Origin of the sequence: Actinomadura sp. WMMB 499, assembly GCF_008824145.1 — a bacterium.
Lineage (GTDB): Bacteria > Actinomycetota > Actinomycetes > Streptosporangiales > Streptosporangiaceae > Spirillospora.
In genome coordinates, this window is record NZ_CP044407.1 from 1170922 (window position 1) to 1187511 (window position 16590).

General features: G+C 74.8%; 14 protein-coding genes. 9 read left to right on the plus strand and 5 right to left on the minus strand.

Going from position 1 to position 16590, the window contains the following annotated elements; translation table 11 throughout:
• Positions 1-51 precede the first annotated feature (51 nt).
• The 7 genes from F7P10_RS04945 (at position 52) to F7P10_RS04975 (ending at position 8141) form a co-directional block, all read left to right on the plus strand.
• Positions 52-1557 (plus strand): DEAD/DEAH box helicase, encoded by a 1506-nt coding sequence (locus F7P10_RS04945; protein WP_151008273.1) that lies wholly within the window; start codon positions 52-54, stop codon positions 1555-1557.
• A 55-nt stretch (positions 1558-1612) separates the two neighbouring features.
• Entirely contained in the window at positions 1613-1978 is a 366-nt protein-coding gene (locus tag F7P10_RS04950) for an STAS domain-containing protein (protein WP_151008274.1), read from the plus strand.
• 76 nt (positions 1979-2054) lie between these two features.
• The gene (locus F7P10_RS04955) at positions 2055-2951 is read left to right on the plus strand and encodes a sigma-70 family RNA polymerase sigma factor (RefSeq protein ID WP_151008275.1); all 897 of its coding nucleotides are present in this window, start codon (positions 2055-2057) and stop codon (positions 2949-2951) included.
• Between the two features lie 194 nt (positions 2952-3145).
• Positions 3146-4273 (plus strand): multiple monosaccharide ABC transporter substrate-binding protein, encoded by a 1128-nt coding sequence (gene chvE, locus F7P10_RS04960; protein WP_302851438.1) that lies wholly within the window; start codon positions 3146-3148, stop codon positions 4271-4273.
• A 41-nt stretch (positions 4274-4314) separates the two neighbouring features.
• Positions 4315-5865: a multiple monosaccharide ABC transporter ATP-binding protein gene (mmsA, locus tag F7P10_RS04965; RefSeq protein WP_151008276.1), complete on the plus strand. Its 1551-nt coding sequence runs from the start codon at positions 4315-4317 to the stop codon at positions 5863-5865.
• Entirely contained in the window at positions 5862-7103 is a 1242-nt protein-coding gene (mmsB, locus tag F7P10_RS04970; protein ID WP_151008277.1) for a multiple monosaccharide ABC transporter permease, read from the plus strand. Before mmsA ends, mmsB begins: the two co-directional genes overlap by 4 nt.
• 27 nt (positions 7104-7130) lie before the next feature.
• The gene (locus F7P10_RS04975; protein ID WP_151008278.1) at positions 7131-8141 is read left to right on the plus strand and encodes a LacI family DNA-binding transcriptional regulator; all 1011 of its coding nucleotides are present in this window, start codon (positions 7131-7133) and stop codon (positions 8139-8141) included.
• 126 nt (positions 8142-8267) lie between these two features.
• On the opposite strand, the gene F7P10_RS04980 is transcribed toward F7P10_RS04975, so the two are convergent.
• The 3 genes from F7P10_RS04980 to F7P10_RS04990 all read right to left on the minus strand — a co-directional run bounded on the left by F7P10_RS04980 (position 8268) and on the right by F7P10_RS04990 (position 10779).
• A complete protein-coding gene (locus F7P10_RS04980) occupies positions 8268-8579 on the minus strand; it encodes a PGPGW domain-containing protein (protein WP_176611303.1) in 312 nt (103 codons plus the stop codon).
• Positions 8580-8688: 109 nt separating this feature from the next.
• Positions 8689-9696: a pirin family protein gene (locus tag F7P10_RS04985; RefSeq protein ID WP_151008280.1), complete on the minus strand. Its 1008-nt coding sequence runs from the start codon at positions 9694-9696 to the stop codon at positions 8689-8691.
• Between the two features lie 81 nt (positions 9697-9777).
• Positions 9778-10779 carry an SMP-30/gluconolactonase/LRE family protein gene (locus tag F7P10_RS04990; RefSeq protein WP_218040380.1) on the minus strand — a complete coding sequence of 334 codons (1002 nt, stop codon included), beginning with the start codon at positions 10777-10779 and terminating at the stop codon, positions 9778-9780.
• A 109-nt stretch (positions 10780-10888) separates the two neighbouring features.
• Between F7P10_RS04990 and F7P10_RS04995 the strand changes: the two genes are divergently transcribed.
• Complete coding sequence (locus F7P10_RS04995) at positions 10889-11347, plus strand: MarR family winged helix-turn-helix transcriptional regulator (RefSeq protein WP_218040381.1); 459 nt, start codon at positions 10889-10891, stop codon at positions 11345-11347.
• Between the two features lie 178 nt (positions 11348-11525).
• Positions 11526-12296: an SAM-dependent methyltransferase gene (locus F7P10_RS05000; RefSeq protein WP_151008281.1), complete on the plus strand. Its 771-nt coding sequence runs from the start codon at positions 11526-11528 to the stop codon at positions 12294-12296.
• Between the two features lie 120 nt (positions 12297-12416).
• On the opposite strand, the gene F7P10_RS05005 is transcribed toward F7P10_RS05000, so the two are convergent.
• Both F7P10_RS05005 and F7P10_RS05010 read right to left on the minus strand, forming a co-directional pair.
• Positions 12417-15440: an AAA family ATPase gene (locus F7P10_RS05005; RefSeq protein ID WP_151008282.1), complete on the minus strand. Its 3024-nt coding sequence runs from the start codon at positions 15438-15440 to the stop codon at positions 12417-12419.
• Entirely contained in the window at positions 15437-16570 is a 1134-nt protein-coding gene (locus tag F7P10_RS05010) for an exonuclease SbcCD subunit D (RefSeq protein ID WP_151008283.1), read from the minus strand. The genes F7P10_RS05005 and F7P10_RS05010 overlap by 4 nt, the downstream gene beginning before the upstream one ends.
• Positions 16571-16590 lie beyond the last annotated feature (20 nt).

A 16590-nucleotide genomic window follows, 5' to 3' on the forward strand; every position in this document is an offset into this window, starting at 1 on the left:
CTCGGCGCGGAGCCGTCCCGACGCGCACCGCTCTGTGGAAGGCTCCCCTGCATGTCCCGTCCCGCCCGTCCGCCGCGCCGCGGCCGCTCCGCCCGTCCCCGCCCGGCGAACGCCCGGCGCACCGAACCGGCGAGCACCCCGCCGGCCTCGTCCCCGGCACTGCCCCCGGTCGACTCGTTCGCCGAACTGGCGCTGCCTGCGCCGCTCCTGGCGACGCTCGCCGACCGGGACGTGACCGCCCCGTTCCCGATCCAGGCCGCGACGCTGCCGAACGCGCTCGCCGGACGGGACGTCCTCGGCCGCGGGCGCACGGGCTCCGGCAAGACCCTCGCCTTCGGGCTGCCGCTGCTCGCCCGCACCGCCGGGCACCGCGCCGAACCGCGCGCACCGCTGGCACTCGTCCTGGTCCCGACGCGGGAACTCGCGCAGCAGGTCACCGACGCGCTCGAGCCGTACGCCGCCGCGGTGGACCTGCGGCTGGCCACCGTGGTCGGCGGGCTGTCGATCACCCGCCAGGCGACCGCCCTCGCCCGCGGCGCGGACGTCCTGGTCGCCACGCCCGGCCGCCTCGCCGACCTCATCGAACGCGGCGACTGCCGGCTCGGCCGGGTGCGCGTCACCGTGCTCGACGAGGCCGACCAGATGACCGACATGGGCTTCCTGCCGCAGGTGACCCGGCTCCTCGAGCAGACACCCTCCGGCGGGCAGCGGATGCTGTTCTCCGCGACGCTCGACCGCAACGTCGACCGGCTCGTCCAGGCGTTCCTCGGCGACCCCGTCACCTGCTCGGTCGACCCGCCGAAGGGCGCGGTCACCACCATGGAGCACCACCTCCTGCACATCGCCGACACCGACAAGCTCGAGACGACCGCGCACATCGCGGCCCGCCGCGAACGCGTGATCATGTTCGTGGCGAAGAAGCACGCCGCCGACCGGCTCGTCCGCAAGCTGACGTCCCGCGGCGTCAGCGCCGCCGCCCTGCACGGCGGCAAGACCCAGTCGCAGCGCAACCGCGCGCTCGAGGGCTTCCGCACCGAGGCCGTCACCGTGCTCGTCGCCACCGACGTCGCCGCCCGCGGCATCCACATCGACGACCTCGACCTCGTCGTCAACATCGACCCGCCCGCCGACCCCAAGGACTACCTGCACCGCAGCGGGCGCACGGCCCGCGCCGGGCGGGCCGGCACCGTGGTGACCGTCGTGCTGCCCGACCAGCGCCGCGACGTGGACGCCATGATGGCCGCGGCCGGCATCACCCCGCGCACCACCCGGGTGCGTCCGGGCGACAGCGAACTCGCCCGCATCACCGGCGCGCGCGTCCCCGCCCCGCCCCCGGCCGCGGCCGCCCCGCGCCGCGCCCCGCAGGACGGCGGCCGGTCCCGCGCCCCGCAGGACGGCGGCCGGCGCCGCGAAGCCCAGGACGGCCGGCGCCGCGAACCGCAGGACGGCGGCCGGCGCCGCGGGGCGCAGCCCGCCACGGCCAAGGCCGCCGGGCCCAAGGCCGCCGGGCCCAAGCGCTCGCGGCCCCGCCGCCGCACGTCCACCGACAACACCTGACCCCCGCCGCCCGACGAGGAATGACCGTCCCCACGGCGGGAACATCTTGGACACCATGCCCCTGACCGTGCAAAGCCGGTTCCATCCGATCCACGCCGACGTGGCCGTCGTGACCCTCGCCGGCGACGTGGACATCTCCACCGCCGCCCGGCTGCGCGACGACCTGGCCGCGCTGCTCGGCGAGGGCGCCCGCCACCTCGTGCTGGACTTCGGCGGCGTCGCGTTCATGGACTCCAGCGGGCTCAGCGTCCTGGCCGGGATCTCCCCGCTCCTGCGCGGCGCGGGCATGCTCGCCCTGGTCTCGGTGAACCCCCGGATCCGGGACGTGCTGCGCACCACCGGGCTCACCCGCCTCTTCCCGATCTACTCCTCGGTGGAAACGGCGGTCCTCGTCCTGTGCGACGAGAGCCGCCCTTCCTGACGCGTTCCGGTCACATCCGGGACGTCCCGTTCGTCATGGTCGCGAGGAAGCCACGGGACCACGACGAGGGGCGACGATGAACGAGCGCGATCCGCTGGCCGAAGGGTTCGAAGAGCACCGCCCCCACCTGAGGGCGGTGGCGTACCGGATGCTCGGCTCCCTGGCCGAGGCCGACGACGCCGTGCAGGAGGCGTGGCTGCGGCTCGCGCGCGCCGGCGGCGGCGATATCGGCAACCTCGGCGGGTGGCTGACCACGGTCGTCGGCCGGGTGTGCCTGGACATGCTGCGCACCCGCCGGATGCGGGGCGAGGCCCCGCTGGAGGCGCGGCTGCCCGACCCGGTCGTCGGCGCGGAGGCGCCCGGCGGCGCCGACCCCGAGGGGCAGGCGGTCCTGGCCGACTCGGTGGGGCTGGCGCTCCTGGTGGTGCTGGAGTCGCTGAACCCGGCCGAACGGCTCGCGTTCGTCCTGCACGACATGTTCGGCATGCCGTTCGAGGAGATCGCCCCGATCGTGGACCGGACCCCGGCCGCGGCCCGCAAGCTCGCCAGCCGCGCCCGCGCGCGCGTCCGGGGCGCGTCCCCGGCACCGGACCCCGACCCGGTCGCTCGGCGCCGCGTGGTGGACGCGTTCCTCGGCGCGGCGCGCGACGGCGACATCGAGGGCCTGCTCGCCGTCCTCGACCCGGACGTCGTGCTGCGCGCCGACCCCGGGACGCTGATCCCCGGCGGCATGAAGGTCGCGCGCGGCGCCCGCGAGGTGGTGGGGCACGCCGCGACGTTCCACCGCATGGCGACCGCCTCGGAGTCCCGCCCCGCGCTCGTCAACGGCGCGGCCGGACTGGTGAACACGATCGACGGCGAACTCGTCTCGATCATGAGCTTCACCGTCTCCGGCCACCGGATCGTCGCGATCGACATCCTCTCCGACCCCGACCGGCTCGCCCGGATCGACCTCACCGCGCTGGACGGCTGACCCCCGCGCGGGCGGGTCGGGCCGCCGACGGGCGGGGGTTCCGGGGGCGGGCGGCGCGGGCGCCGCGGGCGCGCGCCGCCCCCCGAGCGACCGGATCACGGTTGTGATGCGGAGCACAGCGGGGTCTTGACATCTGATGTGACCGGTAACAGTGTGGCCCCCGAACCATCCGGCACCACCCCCCGAGGTGAGACGTGAAGCCAAGGAAGCTCGTCACGATGGCGCTGGGCATCGGGCTCGCGCTCGGTCTGACCGCGTGCGGTTCCAGCGAGAAGACGGTCGACAAGGAGCGGGCCGACGCGCCCGTGAAGGGCGCGCTCATCGGCGTGACGATGCCGACCCGGTCCTCCGAGCGGTGGATCCACGACGGCGACAACGTGAAGAAGCAACTGGAGGGGCTCGGCTACAAGGTCGACCTGCAGTACGCCGAGGACGACATCCCGACGCAGGCGAACCAGATCGACAACCAGATCACCAAGGGCGCCCGGCTGCTGATCGTGGCCCCGATCGACGGCACCGCCCTGACCACGCAGCTGCAGAAGGCCGCCGACCAGGACATCCCGGTCATCTCCTACGACCGCCTGATCCTCAACTCCCCCAACGTCGACTACTACGCCACCTTCGACAACCACCAGGTGGGCGTGCAGCAGGCGACGTCGCTGCTGGTCGGGCTCGGGTTGCAGAAGGCGGACGGCTCGGCCGGCCCCGAGAAGGGGCCGTTCAACGTCGAACTGTTCGCGGGGTCGCCCGACGACAACAACGCCAAGTACTTCTACAACGGCGCGATGGCCACCCTGAAGCCCTACATGGACAAGGGCGCCCTGGTCGTCAAGAGCGGGCAGACCGAGTTCGAGCCCATGGCGACGCTGCGCTGGGAGGGCGCCCGCGCGCAGGCGCGCATGGAGGACCTCATCACGCGGAACTACCGCGACGGCGCGAAGGTGGACGGCGTGCTGTCCCCGTTCGACGGCATGTCGATCGGGATCCTGTCCGCGCTGAAGTCCAACGGCTACGGCACCGACTCCCAGCCGTACCCGGTGGTCACCGGGCAGGACGCCGAGGTCGCGTCGATGAAGTCGATCATCGCGGGCGAGCAGTACTCGACGATCTTCAAGGACACCCGCAAGCTCGCCGAGGTGACGGTGCAGATGGCCGACGCCGTCCTGAAGGGCCAGGACCCGCCGGTCAACAACACCGAGGACTACGACAACGGCGAGAAGGTCGTGCCGTCCAACCTCCTCCAGCCCGTGATCGTCACCAAGGAGAACTACGAGAAGGTGCTCGTCGACAGCGGCTACTACACCGCGGGCGACCTGCAGTAGCGGCACCGGGGCGGGCGACCGTCCGCCCCGGGAGGAGGAGCATGACGGACGCGATACTGCGGATGCGCGGGATCACCAAGAGCTTCCCCGCGGTCAAGGCGCTGCAGGACGTGAACCTGGACGTCGCGCGCGGTGAGATCCACGCGATCTGCGGCGAGAACGGGGCCGGGAAGTCGACGCTGATGAAGGTCCTGTCGGGCGTCTACCCGCACGGCGACTACAGCGGGGAGATCGAGTTCGACGGGGAGCCGTGCCGGTTCTCGGGCATCCGCGACAGCGAGCGGCGCGGCATCGTGATCATCCACCAGGAACTGGCGCTGAGCCCGTACCTGTCGATCGCGGAGAACATCTACCTCGGCAACGAGCGGCGCGGCCGGTTCGGGCTGATCGACTGGAACCGGACGAACGCCGACGCCGCGCGGCTGCTCGAGCGGGTGGGCCTGCACGAGAACCCGGTGACGCCCGCGATGGACCTCGGCGTCGGCAAGCAGCAGCTCGTCGAGATCGCGAAAGCGCTGTCGAAGGAGGTGCGGCTGCTGATCCTGGACGAGCCGACCGCGGCGCTGAACGACGCCGACTCGCGGCACCTGCTCGACCTGCTGCGCGGGCTGCGGGCGGACGGCATCACCTGCGTGATCATCTCGCACAAGCTGAACGAGATCCGCTCGATCGCCGACTCGACGACGATCCTGCGGGACGGCCGGACCATCGAGACGCTCGACATGCACGGCGGCGAGGTCTCCGAGGACCGCATCATCTCCGGGATGGTCGGCCGCGACCTCGGCCACCGGTATCCCGAGCGGGTCCACGACGTGGGCGAGGAGGTGTTCCGGATCGAGGACTGGACGGTGCACAGCCCCACCCAGCGGGGCCGCGTGGTGGTGGACCGCGCCGCGCTCGCCCTGCGCCGCGGCGAGGTCGTCGGTCTCGCGGGGCTGATGGGCGCCGGCCGCACCGAGCTCGCGATGAGCGTGTTCGGCCGCAGCTGGGGCGCCCAGATCACGGGCCGGGTGTTCAAGGACGGCGCGGAGGTGCGGATCCGGACGGTCGGGGACGCGATCGGCCACGGCCTGGCCTACGCGACCGAGGACCGCAAGACCTACGGCCTCAACCTCATCGAGAGCATCACGCGGAACGTGTCGGCGGCCGGGCTCGGCAAGCTCGCGCGGGCGGGCTGGGTGAACGACAACCGCGAGTACGAGGTCGCCGAGCGGTTCCGCCGGGACATGAACATCAAGGCGCCGAGCGTCCTGTCGGCGGCCGGCGAGCTGAGCGGTGGCAACCAGCAGAAGGTGGTGCTGTCGAAGTGGATGTTCACCGACGCCGACGTCCTGATCCTGGACGAGCCGACCCGCGGCATCGACGTCGGCGCCAAGTACGAGATCTACTCGATCATCAACACGCTGGCCGAGCAGGGCAAGGCGGTGCTGGTGATCTCGTCCGAGCTGCCGGAGCTGATCGGGATCTGCGACCGCGTCTACGCGATGGCGGCCGGGCGGATCACCGGTGAGGTGGCGCGCGCGGAGGCCACGCCCGAGCGGCTCATGCAGTTCATGACCGACATGACGCAAACCGAGGAGGCCACCACATGAGCAGCGTCGCCCCCGCCGGGAAGGCGGTGACCCCGCCGGCGGCCGAGCCGCCGAAGGGCGGGCGCGGCCTGCCGGTCAACCTGCGGCAGAGCGGGATCTACATCGCGTTCGCGGTCATCGTCGCGCTGTTCGCGGTGCTGACCGACGGGCAGCTGCTGTCGCCGGGGAACATCTCCAACATCGTCGTCCAGAACTCCTACATCCTGATCCTGGCGATCGGGATGATCCTGGTGATCATCGGCGGGCACATCGACCTGTCGGTGGGGTCGGTGGTCGCGCTGACGGGCGCGATCGCGGCCGTCCTGATGGTGAACCACGACGTGCCGTGGCCGATCGCGCTGCTGCTGACCCTGCTCGCGGGGGCGGCGATCGGGGCGTGGCAGGGGTACTGGATCGCCTACTTCGGGATACCGGCGTTCATCGTGACGCTGGCCGGGATGCTGATGTTCCGGGCGCTGACGCTGACCGTCCTGGACAACCAGCGCATCGGCCCGTTCCCCGACGACGTCCGGACGATCGCCAACGGCTTCCTGTCGGGCTACCTCGGCAACATCGGCCTCGGCTTCCTCGGCGGCGCCGACCTGTTCACCCTGCTGGTCGCGCTGGCCCTGGTCGGCGGGTTCGTGGTGCTCGGCTGGCGGCGGCGGCAGGGCCGGATCGGCTACGGGCAGCAGGTCGACCCGATCGCGGTGTTCGCGGCGAAGAACACGCTGGCCGTCGTCGTGGTGATGTTCATCGCCGTCCAGCTCGCGCGGTTCAAGAACCTGCCGTGGGTGCTGGTGCTGCTCGGCGCGCTGGTGCTGGCCTACACGACGCTGACGAACCGGTCGGTGTTCGGGCGCCGCATCTACGCCATGGGCGGCAACCCGCTCGCGGCGCGGCTGTCCGGGGTGAACGTCAAGTCGGTGTCGTTCTGGCTGTTCGTGAACATGGGCGTGCTGTCGGCGGTCGCGGGCATCGTGTTCGCCGGGCGGCTCAACCAGGCGGGCCCGACCGCGGGCAACATGTTCGAGCTGGACGCCATCGCGGCGGCGTTCATCGGCGGCGCGGCCGTGCAGGGCGGGGTCGGCAAGGTCATCGGCGCCATCACCGGCGGCCTGATCATGGGCGTGATCAACAACGGGATGTCGCTGCTCGGCGCGCCCAGCGAGCGGGTCATGCTGATCAAGGGCCTGGTCCTGCTGGCCGCGGTGGCGTTCGACATCTGGACCAAGCGGCGCAGCGGGACGGCCCGGTGACCGGCGACCGGGTATCTTCGGGGTGACATGACCGCCACTCCACCCGCGCGCCCCGGGCTCCGCGACGTCGCCCGGCTGGCCGGAGTCTCGCACCAGACGGTGTCCCGGGTCTTCAAGGACCATCCGATGGTCAGCCCCAAGACCCGGGACCGGGTCCTGGCCGCCGCCGCGCAGCTGGACTTCCGGCCCAACGCGGCGGCCCGGGCCCTGGCGACCGGACGGTCGAGCACCCTCGGCGTCGTCAGCTTCGACACCGCCCTGCACGGCCCCGCGTCGATCATCGCGGCGATCGAGCGGCACGCCCGCGAGGCGGGCTTCTTCACCAGCGTGGCCGGGCTGGGCTCGGCGGGCCGCGGCACCGTCGCCGGGGCGGTGGAGCGGTTCCGCGACCAGGGCGTGGACGGTCTCATCATGATCCCGGGGCACGTGCCGCCGGAGGAGGCGGTGCGGCACCTGCCGGGCGACCTGCCGATGGTGATGCTCGGCCCGCCCGCCGCCGTGCCGACCGTCCAGGCCGACCACTACCACGCACCGGGCGAGGCCGCGCGGTACCTGCTGGGCCTGGGGCACCGCACCGTCCACCACCTGCCGGGTCCGGCGGACTGGTCGGAGGCCACCGAGCGGACCCGCGGCTGGCGGGACGCGCTGGCCGCGGCGGGCGCCGAGATCCCCGGCTGCACGCCGGGCGACTGGAGCGCCCGGTCCGGCTACGAGCGGGGCCGGGTGCTGGCGGCCGATCCGGACGTGACGGCGGTGTTCGCGGCCAACGACCAGATCGCGCTCGGGCTGCTGTGGGCGATCCACGAGAGCGGGCGCCGGGTGCCCGAGGACGTCAGCGTGATCGGCTTCGACGACATCCCGGAGGCCGCGTTCCTCACCCCGCCGCTCAGCACCGTCCGGCAGGACTTCGCGGCGCTCGGCCGGCACTGCGTCGAGCTGCTGGTGGCCCAGCTCACCGACCCGGGCGCGGCGCCCGGACCGGCCGCCGTGGTGCCGAGCGAGCTGGTGATCCGCCGCAGCACCGGCCCCGCGCGCTGAACCACCGCGCCCGCCCGCGCCGCGGGCGGCGCGGGCGGCGCGGGCGGCGCGGGCGGCGCGGGCGGCGCGGGCGGCGCGGGCGGCGCGGGCGGCGCGGGCGGCGCGGGCGGCGCGGGCGGCGCGGCGTCAGCGCTTGCGGCGGACCTTCGCCCAGGCGGCCTTGATGTAGCCGTAGGCGCGGTCGCTGACGCGCTTGGCGGCGGGGAACTCGGTGCCGAGCAGCCCGATGCCGGCGAGGATGACCACCACGCCCGGGCCGGGGATCACCAGCATCACGATGCCCGCGGCGATCACCACCGTCCCCGCGACGGCAACGGCGATCTTGCGCACCGGCCGGAGCCCGCCGCGCGGTGCCGGGGACGCGCCGGTCGCGGGGGCGTCGGTGCCGGTCTCGGTCTCGGCCTCGGGGGCGGGTCGGTGCGGCGCGGTGGTGGTCACAGGGCCTCCTGCGGGGCATCGGGAACGGTCCTTGTTCCGTATGACGCACGGGATCGGCCGGATGCGCCCGAACGTGACCCTACTGTGACGAGTACCACTCGGCGGGGCCTCAGTGCCGGCGGTACCGGGGCCGGGGCTTCAGCCGCGCGTTGGGCAGGACGGGCGCGGGCAGGGCGGGGCCGTCGTAGCCGGTGACGGGGGCGAAGCGGGCGTTCGCGGGCGGGTCCGCGCGCTCGCGCTCCCAGGCCGTCCGGGCCTCGGCGATCTCGTCGTGGGTGCGCCCGACGAAGTTCCACCACATGACGAGGTCCTCGGCGAACGGCTCGCCGCCCAGCAGCAGCGCGTGGGCGGGGCGGTCGGCCGAGAGGTCGAGCCCGGTGCGCCCGCGCCCGAGGTACAGCATGTCGCCGGTGGGCACCGCGCGTCCCTCGACGGTCAGCGCCGCCGACAGCACGAGCACCGCGTACTCGAACGCCGGGTCGAGGGGCAGCCGCAGCCGGGCGCCCGCCGCGAGGTCGAGCGCGGCACCGGCGAGCGGCGAGTGCGCGGTGGCGGGGGACGCGGCCCCGCCGACCTCGCCGGCGAACACGGTGACCCCGGCGCCCGGCCGGTCGAGGCGGGGCAGGTCGGCGCCGGGGTGGAACTCGAACGCGGGCGCGGTCGTGCGGGCGGCCTCGGGCAGCGCCACCCAGAGCTGGGCGCCGTGCAGCACCGGGGAATGGTCCGGCGGGGACTGCTCGGAGTGCGCGATGCCGGGGCCCGCGGTCATCAGCGACAGGTCCCCGGGCCGGACGAGCGCGCGGCTGCCGAGCCCGTCCCGGTGCAGCACCTCGCCCTCGATCAGCCACGTCACCGTCTGCAGCCCGATGTGCGGGTGCGGCGGGACCCGCATGCCCGCGCGGCCCGCGATGTCGTCCGGGCCGTAGGAGTCGGCGAAGCACCACGCGCCGACCATGCGCCGGTCCCGGTTGGGCAGGACGCGCCGGACCGCCATCGCGCGGGGGCCGCCCAGCGGCACCTCGCGCGGGTGGAGCGCCTCGAGGTCCGGCTCGGCCGCGACGGCCGCCTCGGCCGAGCAGACGTCCTGCTCGACGGGACGATCCTCGACGTTGCTCATGTGCCCCTCCCCCGCGCCATGCTCCGGAGGCTACCGCCCCGCCCGGCCCGCGGCGCGGCGGCGTCCCCGCGGAACGACCCGTCAGATGCCGCGGACGGCGGCGACCGTGAACGGCGTCTCCGGGGTGCCGGGGCCGAGCGGGCCGCCCTCGTCGAACTGGGAGCGGACGACGTACAGGGTGCCGCGGGCGCGGACGAGCGTCGTCGGGGCGTCCAGTTCGGCGTCGGCGACGCGGCGCTCCAGCCACGCGGCCCGCCCGCCGGGGGCGACCCGCCAGCGGGTGATCACGTCGCGGGTGTTGTGCGCCGCCCACAGGCGGCCGTGCCGCAGGTCGAGGCCGTCGGCCAGCGCCATGTCGCCGCCGTGCAGCGCGACCTTCGCGACGGCGCCGGACGCGACGTCGAGGCGGTAGAGGTCGCCGCCGGTCGAGTCGACGGCGAGGAGGTACCGGCCGGACGGCCCGGCGACGATGCCGTTGAGCGTGTACGCGCCGGGCTCGTACGGCTCGAGGACGGGCGCCAGGTCGAAGCTCGGCTCCAGGGCGCCGCGCCCGCCGCGGGCCGCGGCGAGGTCGCGCGGGGTGACCCGGTAGACGACGGCGCGCAGGCTGTCGGTGAGGTAGGCGGTGCCGTCGGGCGTGATCGCGAGGTCGTTGACGAACCGGGCCCCGTCCCCGGGGACCTCGAAGCGCGCGAGCAGCCGCCGGGTGCGGACGTCGTAGACGGCGACGCCGGTGCTGGAGTCGGTGACCCAGAGCCGGCCGCGCGGGTCGACCTCGAGGCCGTTGGCGGTGTCGCGGCCGTCGGCCCCGGCGGGCAGGAAGACCTCGGCGGCACGGTCGCGGCCGGACATGCGGTAGATCGTGCCGTCGGCGAAGGAGCCCGCGTACAGGACGCCGGTGCGGGGGTCGGCCGCGATGCCCTCCGGGTAGACGCGGTCGCCCGGCAGCTCGTACGCCGTGGAGACGCGGACGCGGTGCCGCCGGTCGTCCGCGTCCGCCGCGGCGGCCGGTGCCGCGGCGGGAAGCACCGCCGCCGCGGTGAGGGCGGTGGCGAGGGCGGAACGGTGGAAACGAGACATCATTCTCCGTATGCAGTGATCTATACGAACGCGTCGAAACACTAGTTAGAGCTCTAATGTCTGTCAACGGGCTTCCATTCGTGCGCGGATACCCGGCGGATACCATGCGCGGATGACCTCGATGCCCGTGCCGGAGCGGATCGGCTCCCACCTCAAGCGCGCGGAGCAGGCGTTGAACGCGGCCAAGCACGCGGCGCTGAAACCGAGCGGCCTGACGGTGCCGCAGTACGCCGCGCTCCTCCAACTGTCCGACCATCCGGGCATGTCGGCCGCCGCGCTGGCGCGGGCCTGCGCCGTCACCCCGCCGACGATGAACACGGTGCTCCGGAACCTGCGCGAACGGGGGCTCATCGAGCGCACGCCGCACGAATGGCACCGCAACATCCTCGAGACGCGGCTGACCGCCGAGGGGGAGGCGGTGCTGCGCGGCGCCGATGAGCGGGCCGTGCGGGTCGAGCGGGGGCTGTCGGCCGAGTTCACCGACGCCGAGCGCGAATCGCTGGTCGACCTCCTGGGCCGCTGCGTCGCGTTCCTCGACGCCGACCGCACGTCCCGACCCGCCGTGGACTGACCGCTACGGACTGACCCCACGGACTGACCCCACGGACTGACCGCCGTGGACCGACCGCCGTTGACTGACAAAGCGCTCCGGCACTTTCCGTTGCCTGGACAGTGCACACCGTGATCACGATGAACTAGACTGACCTTCGCTTCCTCGACCCACCCCGTTCACTCGTCGAGGTGATCCCATGCTCGAGAACCCCGGCGCCGCGAGCGCCCGCATCTACGACTACTCGCTCGGCGGCAAGGACAACTACGGCCCCGACCGCGACGCCGCCATGGCCGCGCTCGCCATGCACCGCGTCGCGCGCCTGCTGCCCCGCGAGAACCGCAAGTTCATGCGCCGTGCCGTCCGGTACCTGCTCGACGCCGGCGTCCGGCAGTTCCTCGACATCGGCTGCGGCCTGCCCGGCAAAGGCAACGTGCACGAGCTCGCCCAGCGCGCCGATCCCGGCGCCCGCACCGTCTACGTCGACAACGACCCGGTCGCCGTCGTCCACTACCAGGCCCTGCTGCACGCGGTGCCGACGGCCACCGCCGTGCACGGCGACGCCCGGCGGCCCGCCGACGTCCTCGCCGATCCCGAGGTCACCGCGCTCATCGACCTCGACCGCCCGGTCGGGGTGCTGATGATCGGGATGCTGGACCAGATCACCGACGCCGACGACCCGGACGGCGTCGTGCGGACGTTCCGCGACGCGATGGCGCCCGGCGGCCACCTCGTGATCTGCGACCTGGCGTCCGACCGGCTCACCGCCGCCGACTTCGCGAAGCACGAGAAGATCGTCGAACTGCTCGGGTTCCCCGTCGTGTTCCGCCCGGCGGCCCGCCTCGCCGGGTTCTTCGACGGCCTCGAACTCGTCGACCCCGGACTCGTCCCCGCACCGGAGTGGCGTCCGGACCGCCCCTATGACCCGCCGTCCGGCTGGCTCATGGCGGGCGTCGGCCGCAAACCCTGACCGGCCGCCCCCGCCCGCACGCCTGCCGGCGGGTCCGCTGAGCCGCCCGGCGTCGGCCGGTCGGCCGGTCGGCCGGTCGGCCGGTCGGCCGGAGAGCGTCTCCGGACGTGATGGCGGGGATCAGACGACGATCTTCGCGGTGGAGCCGCCGCGCTCCTTCGCGATGCGCAGCTGCGCGGGGATGCGGGCGCGCAGCTCGGCGACGTGGCTGACGATGCCGACGGCGCGACCGCCGTCGCGCAGGCCGTCCAGGACGTCCATGACCTCGTCGAGGGTCTCGGCGTCGAGGGTGCCGAACCCCTCGTCGACGAACAGGGTGCCGATCTCGGCGCCGCCGGTCTCGGCGGTGACGACGTCGGCGAGGCCGAGCGCGAGCGACAGCGAGGTGATGAACGACTCGCCGCCCGACAGCGTCACGGGGTCGCGCTCCTGGCCCGTCCAGGCGTCGGCGACGCGCAGGCCGAGCCCGCCGGCGCTGCGGCTGCGGTCGCCTGCCGCCTTCGCGTCGGTGGGGATCAGCTCGTAGCGGGCGCCCGACATGTGCACGAGCCGTTCGTTGGCGGCGGCGACGACCTGCTCCAGCCGGGCGCCGAGCACGTAGGCGGGCAGCGAGACGCCCCGCTCGTTGAGGGCGGACTTCCCGGACGCCAGGCCCGCGAGCCGCTCGGCCACCAGGTGGCGTTCGGCGGCGGGGCGCCAGTCGCGGACGGCGGTGTCGAGCCGGTCGCGCAGGTCGGCGAGGCGGCCGCGCCGGGCGTGGGCGGCCCGCGCGGACGACGCCGCCGTGGTGTGCGCGGCCTCGGCGGCGGCGAAGCGGGCCTCCAGGGCGGGGACGTCGGGCGGCGCGGCCGCGGCGGCGGCCGTCAGCTCGGGGTCGGCGAGCAGGTCGCGGACGGCGGCCTCCTCGTCCTCGAAACCGCGGAGCCGGTCGCGCAGGGCGCCCTGGTCCTCGTCGGACAGCTCGGCGGCGAGGACGTCGTCGGGGGACCGGAACCCCTGCGTCTCCGCCTCGGCCTTCGCGCGGGCGCGGGCGGCGGCCAGCTCCTCCTCGGCGCGGGCGGCGTCGCGGCGGGCCTCGACGGCGGCGGCGAGGGCGTCGGCCTCGCCGCCGAGCCGGGCCGTCCGGGCCTGCGGGGTGGCGTCCTCGCCGCGCGCCTCGTCCAGTTCGGCGCGCAGCCGGTCCTGCTCGTCGGCCAGCTCGCGGTCGCGGGCCCGGTTCCCGGTGAGCGCCCGGTCGTTCTCCCGCGCGGCGTCCCGGACGCGTTCGAGCTCCTGCTCGTCCCGGTGCAGGACGCCCTCGAGCCGTTCGGCCTCGGCGGCGCGGGCCTCGGCGGCGGCGAGCTCCTCCCGGGCGCCGTCCAGGTCGGCGGCGAGGGCCTCCACGGCCGTCTCCCCTGCGGTCTCGAGGAGCCCGTCGTGCTCGGCGCGCAGCCGCCCGACCCGGTTGGAGGCGTCCTCCCGGCGGCTCCCGGCGTTCTCGTACTCGCCCTGCGCCCGCTCGACGTCCTCCTCGGCCGGGACGACGCCGAGGCCGGCGACGGGCGCGGGGTGCTCGGTCGATCCGCAGACGCGGCACGGTTCGCCGTCGCGCAGATCCTCGGCGAGGACGGCGGCCATCCCGTCGAGGCGGGCCTGCCGCAGCTCCTGCACGCGGTCGCGGGCCTCCTGGGCGGCGTCCACGGCGTCGCGGTGCGCCGCCTCGGCCTCGGCGAGCAGGTGCTCGACGTGGTCGCGGCGCTGCGCGGCGTCGAGCCGGCGGGTCGCGTCCGCGACCGCCGCGGCGGCCCCGGCGCGACCGGCGGCCGCGAGCCGGGCGCCGTCCAGCTCGGCGCGGCGGGCCTCGACGGCGCCGGGCAGGTCGGCCAGCGCGGCGGCGAGGCGCGCCTGCTCGGGTTCGAGCCGTTCCAGCTCGGCGGCGAGCACGGCGCGGTCGACGTCGACGCGGCGGAGCCGGTCGGCGCGCTCGCGGACACCCTCCAGCTTCGCGATCTCGTCGCGGCGCACCCGCTCGGCCTTCACCAGGACGTCCTCGGACGCGTCCGGCGGCAGCAGCGCCGCGACGCGGGTGCGGGCGTCGTCGGACCGGCGGCGGGCCTGCAGCACCCGCTCGTGCCGCCGCCGGACGTCCCGGACGAGGGGGACGACGCGGTCGGCGCGGGCCGCCGCGTCCAGCCGGGACCCGAGCCGGGACCGCTCCTCGGCGACGTCGCCGAGCGCGGCCCGCCGGGCAAGCGCGTCGGCGTGCCGGCGGCGCCGGTCGGCGAGGGCGCGGCCCGCGTCGAGCGCGGCGCGGGCCGCCGCCAGCTCGGCGGCGGCCTCGGCGCGCAGGTCGTCGGCGAGCGCGCCGATGGCGGCGTGCGCGCCCGCGAGCTCGGCGGCCCAGGCGGGCAGCACCGCGACGTCGTCGAACGGTTCGGCGGCCGGTTCCCCCCGGCGGGGCCGCGGGACGGCCGGGGGCGCCTCGCGCGGCGGGGCGGCGCCGGCCGCCTCGGCGATGCGGTCGGCGATGGAGGCGGCGCGGGCGCCCAGTTCGGCGGCGGCGCGCCCGGTGGCGGCGCGGCGGTCGGCGAGCCACTGCTCGACGTGCGCGAACACCTCGGTGGCGAACAGCTGCTCGAGGACCTGGCGGCGCTCGTCCGCCTTGGCGCGCAGGAACCCGGCGAACTCGCCCTGCGGCAGCATCGCGACCTGGCAGAACTGGACGGCGCTCATGCCGAGCAGGTCGCCGACCAGGTCGCCGACCTCGTCGATGCGGTTGAGCCCGCCGCCCCAGCCGCCCCGGCCGTACTCCTCCAGCAGGACCTTGTGGTGCTCCTTCACGGTGCCGGATCCGCGCAGTTTGGGACGTTCCCACTCCGGCGACCGGGTGAGCCGCAGCCGCCGCCCGCGGATCGTCGTCTCCAGGACGACCCGAGGTGCGGTGCCGGGGGCGGCGTGGTCGCTGCGCAGGCCCTTCACCCGGTTGCGGACGCCCGGCACCTGCCCGTAGAGGGCGAAGCACACGGCGTCGAGGACGCTGGTCTTGCCCGCGCCGGTCCGCCCCTGGACGAGGAACAGCCCGGCGTCCGACAGCGCGTCGAAGTCGATCTCCTCGGTGCCGGAGAACGGCCCGAACGCCGTGACCTCCAGCCGGTGCAGCCTCACGCCGACGCCTCCCTCTGGCGGCAGTGCTCGAACGCCTCGTGCAGGAGGGCGCGCTCGTCCGCGCTCGCGGGCGCGCCGGTCACCTCGGTGACGAAGTCGCCGGCGATGTCGAGCTCCGACTTCTCCCGGATGCGGTCGGCCCACGCGCGCGGCGCGTCCCCGGCGTCGCCCTCGGGCTCGAACCCGAGGACGAGCGTGTGCGGGAACCGGCGGCGCAGCCGGTCCATCGCGCCGGACGGCCGCCGCGGGTCGGTCAGCGTGACCTGCAGCCACCGGTCCTCGAACTTCTCGAACCGGGCGTCCCGCAGCAGGTCGTCGATGCGGCCTTTGACGCGGCCGAGGCGGCGCGGGACGGGCGCCTCGGCGAACTCCGCGTGGACGCCGTCCGCGCGCAGGTCGACCAGCCAGGAGCCCTTGACGTGGTGCTCCTCGGAGAACGAGTAGGCCAGCGGCGACCCCGAGTACCGGACGCGGTCGGTGACGGCCCACCTGCCGTGCAGGTGGCCGAGGGCGGCGTAGTCGACGCCGCGGAACACCGACGCGGGGACGTGCGAGGAGCCGCCGACGGAGATGTCGCGCTCACTATCGCTGGCCTCGCCCCCGGTCACGAACGCGTGCGCGAGGACGACCGACCGGACGTCCGGGCCGCGCGTCGCGATGTCGGCCCGGACGCGGCGCATCGCCTCGGTCAGCACGGCGGCGTGGGTGCGCTCCTCCAGCTCCCACTCGTGCCGTGCGAACTCCGGTTCGAGGTAGGGGACGCCGTAGACGGCGGCGTCGCCGACGAGGACCGGCTCGCCCACGCGGGCGAACTCGGTGCGGATGTGCACGCCCGCGTCGTCCAGCAGCCGCGACCCCCACCCGAGGCGGCTCGCCGAGTCGTGGTTGCCCGCGATGAGCACCACCCGGGTCAGCGCCCGCAGCCGGGCCAGCGCGTCGCTGCACAGCCGCACGGCGTCCACGCTCGGCAGCGCCCGGTCGTAGACGTCGCCGGAGACGAGCACGCATTCCACCCGCTCCGCGCGGACCGTGTCGACGAGGTGGTCGACGAACGTCTCCTGCGCGTCCTTCAGCGACTCGCGGTGGAAGGATCTGCCGAGATGCCAGTCGGAGGTGTGGAGGATTCGCATGTCGGGGCAACCCTAGGACT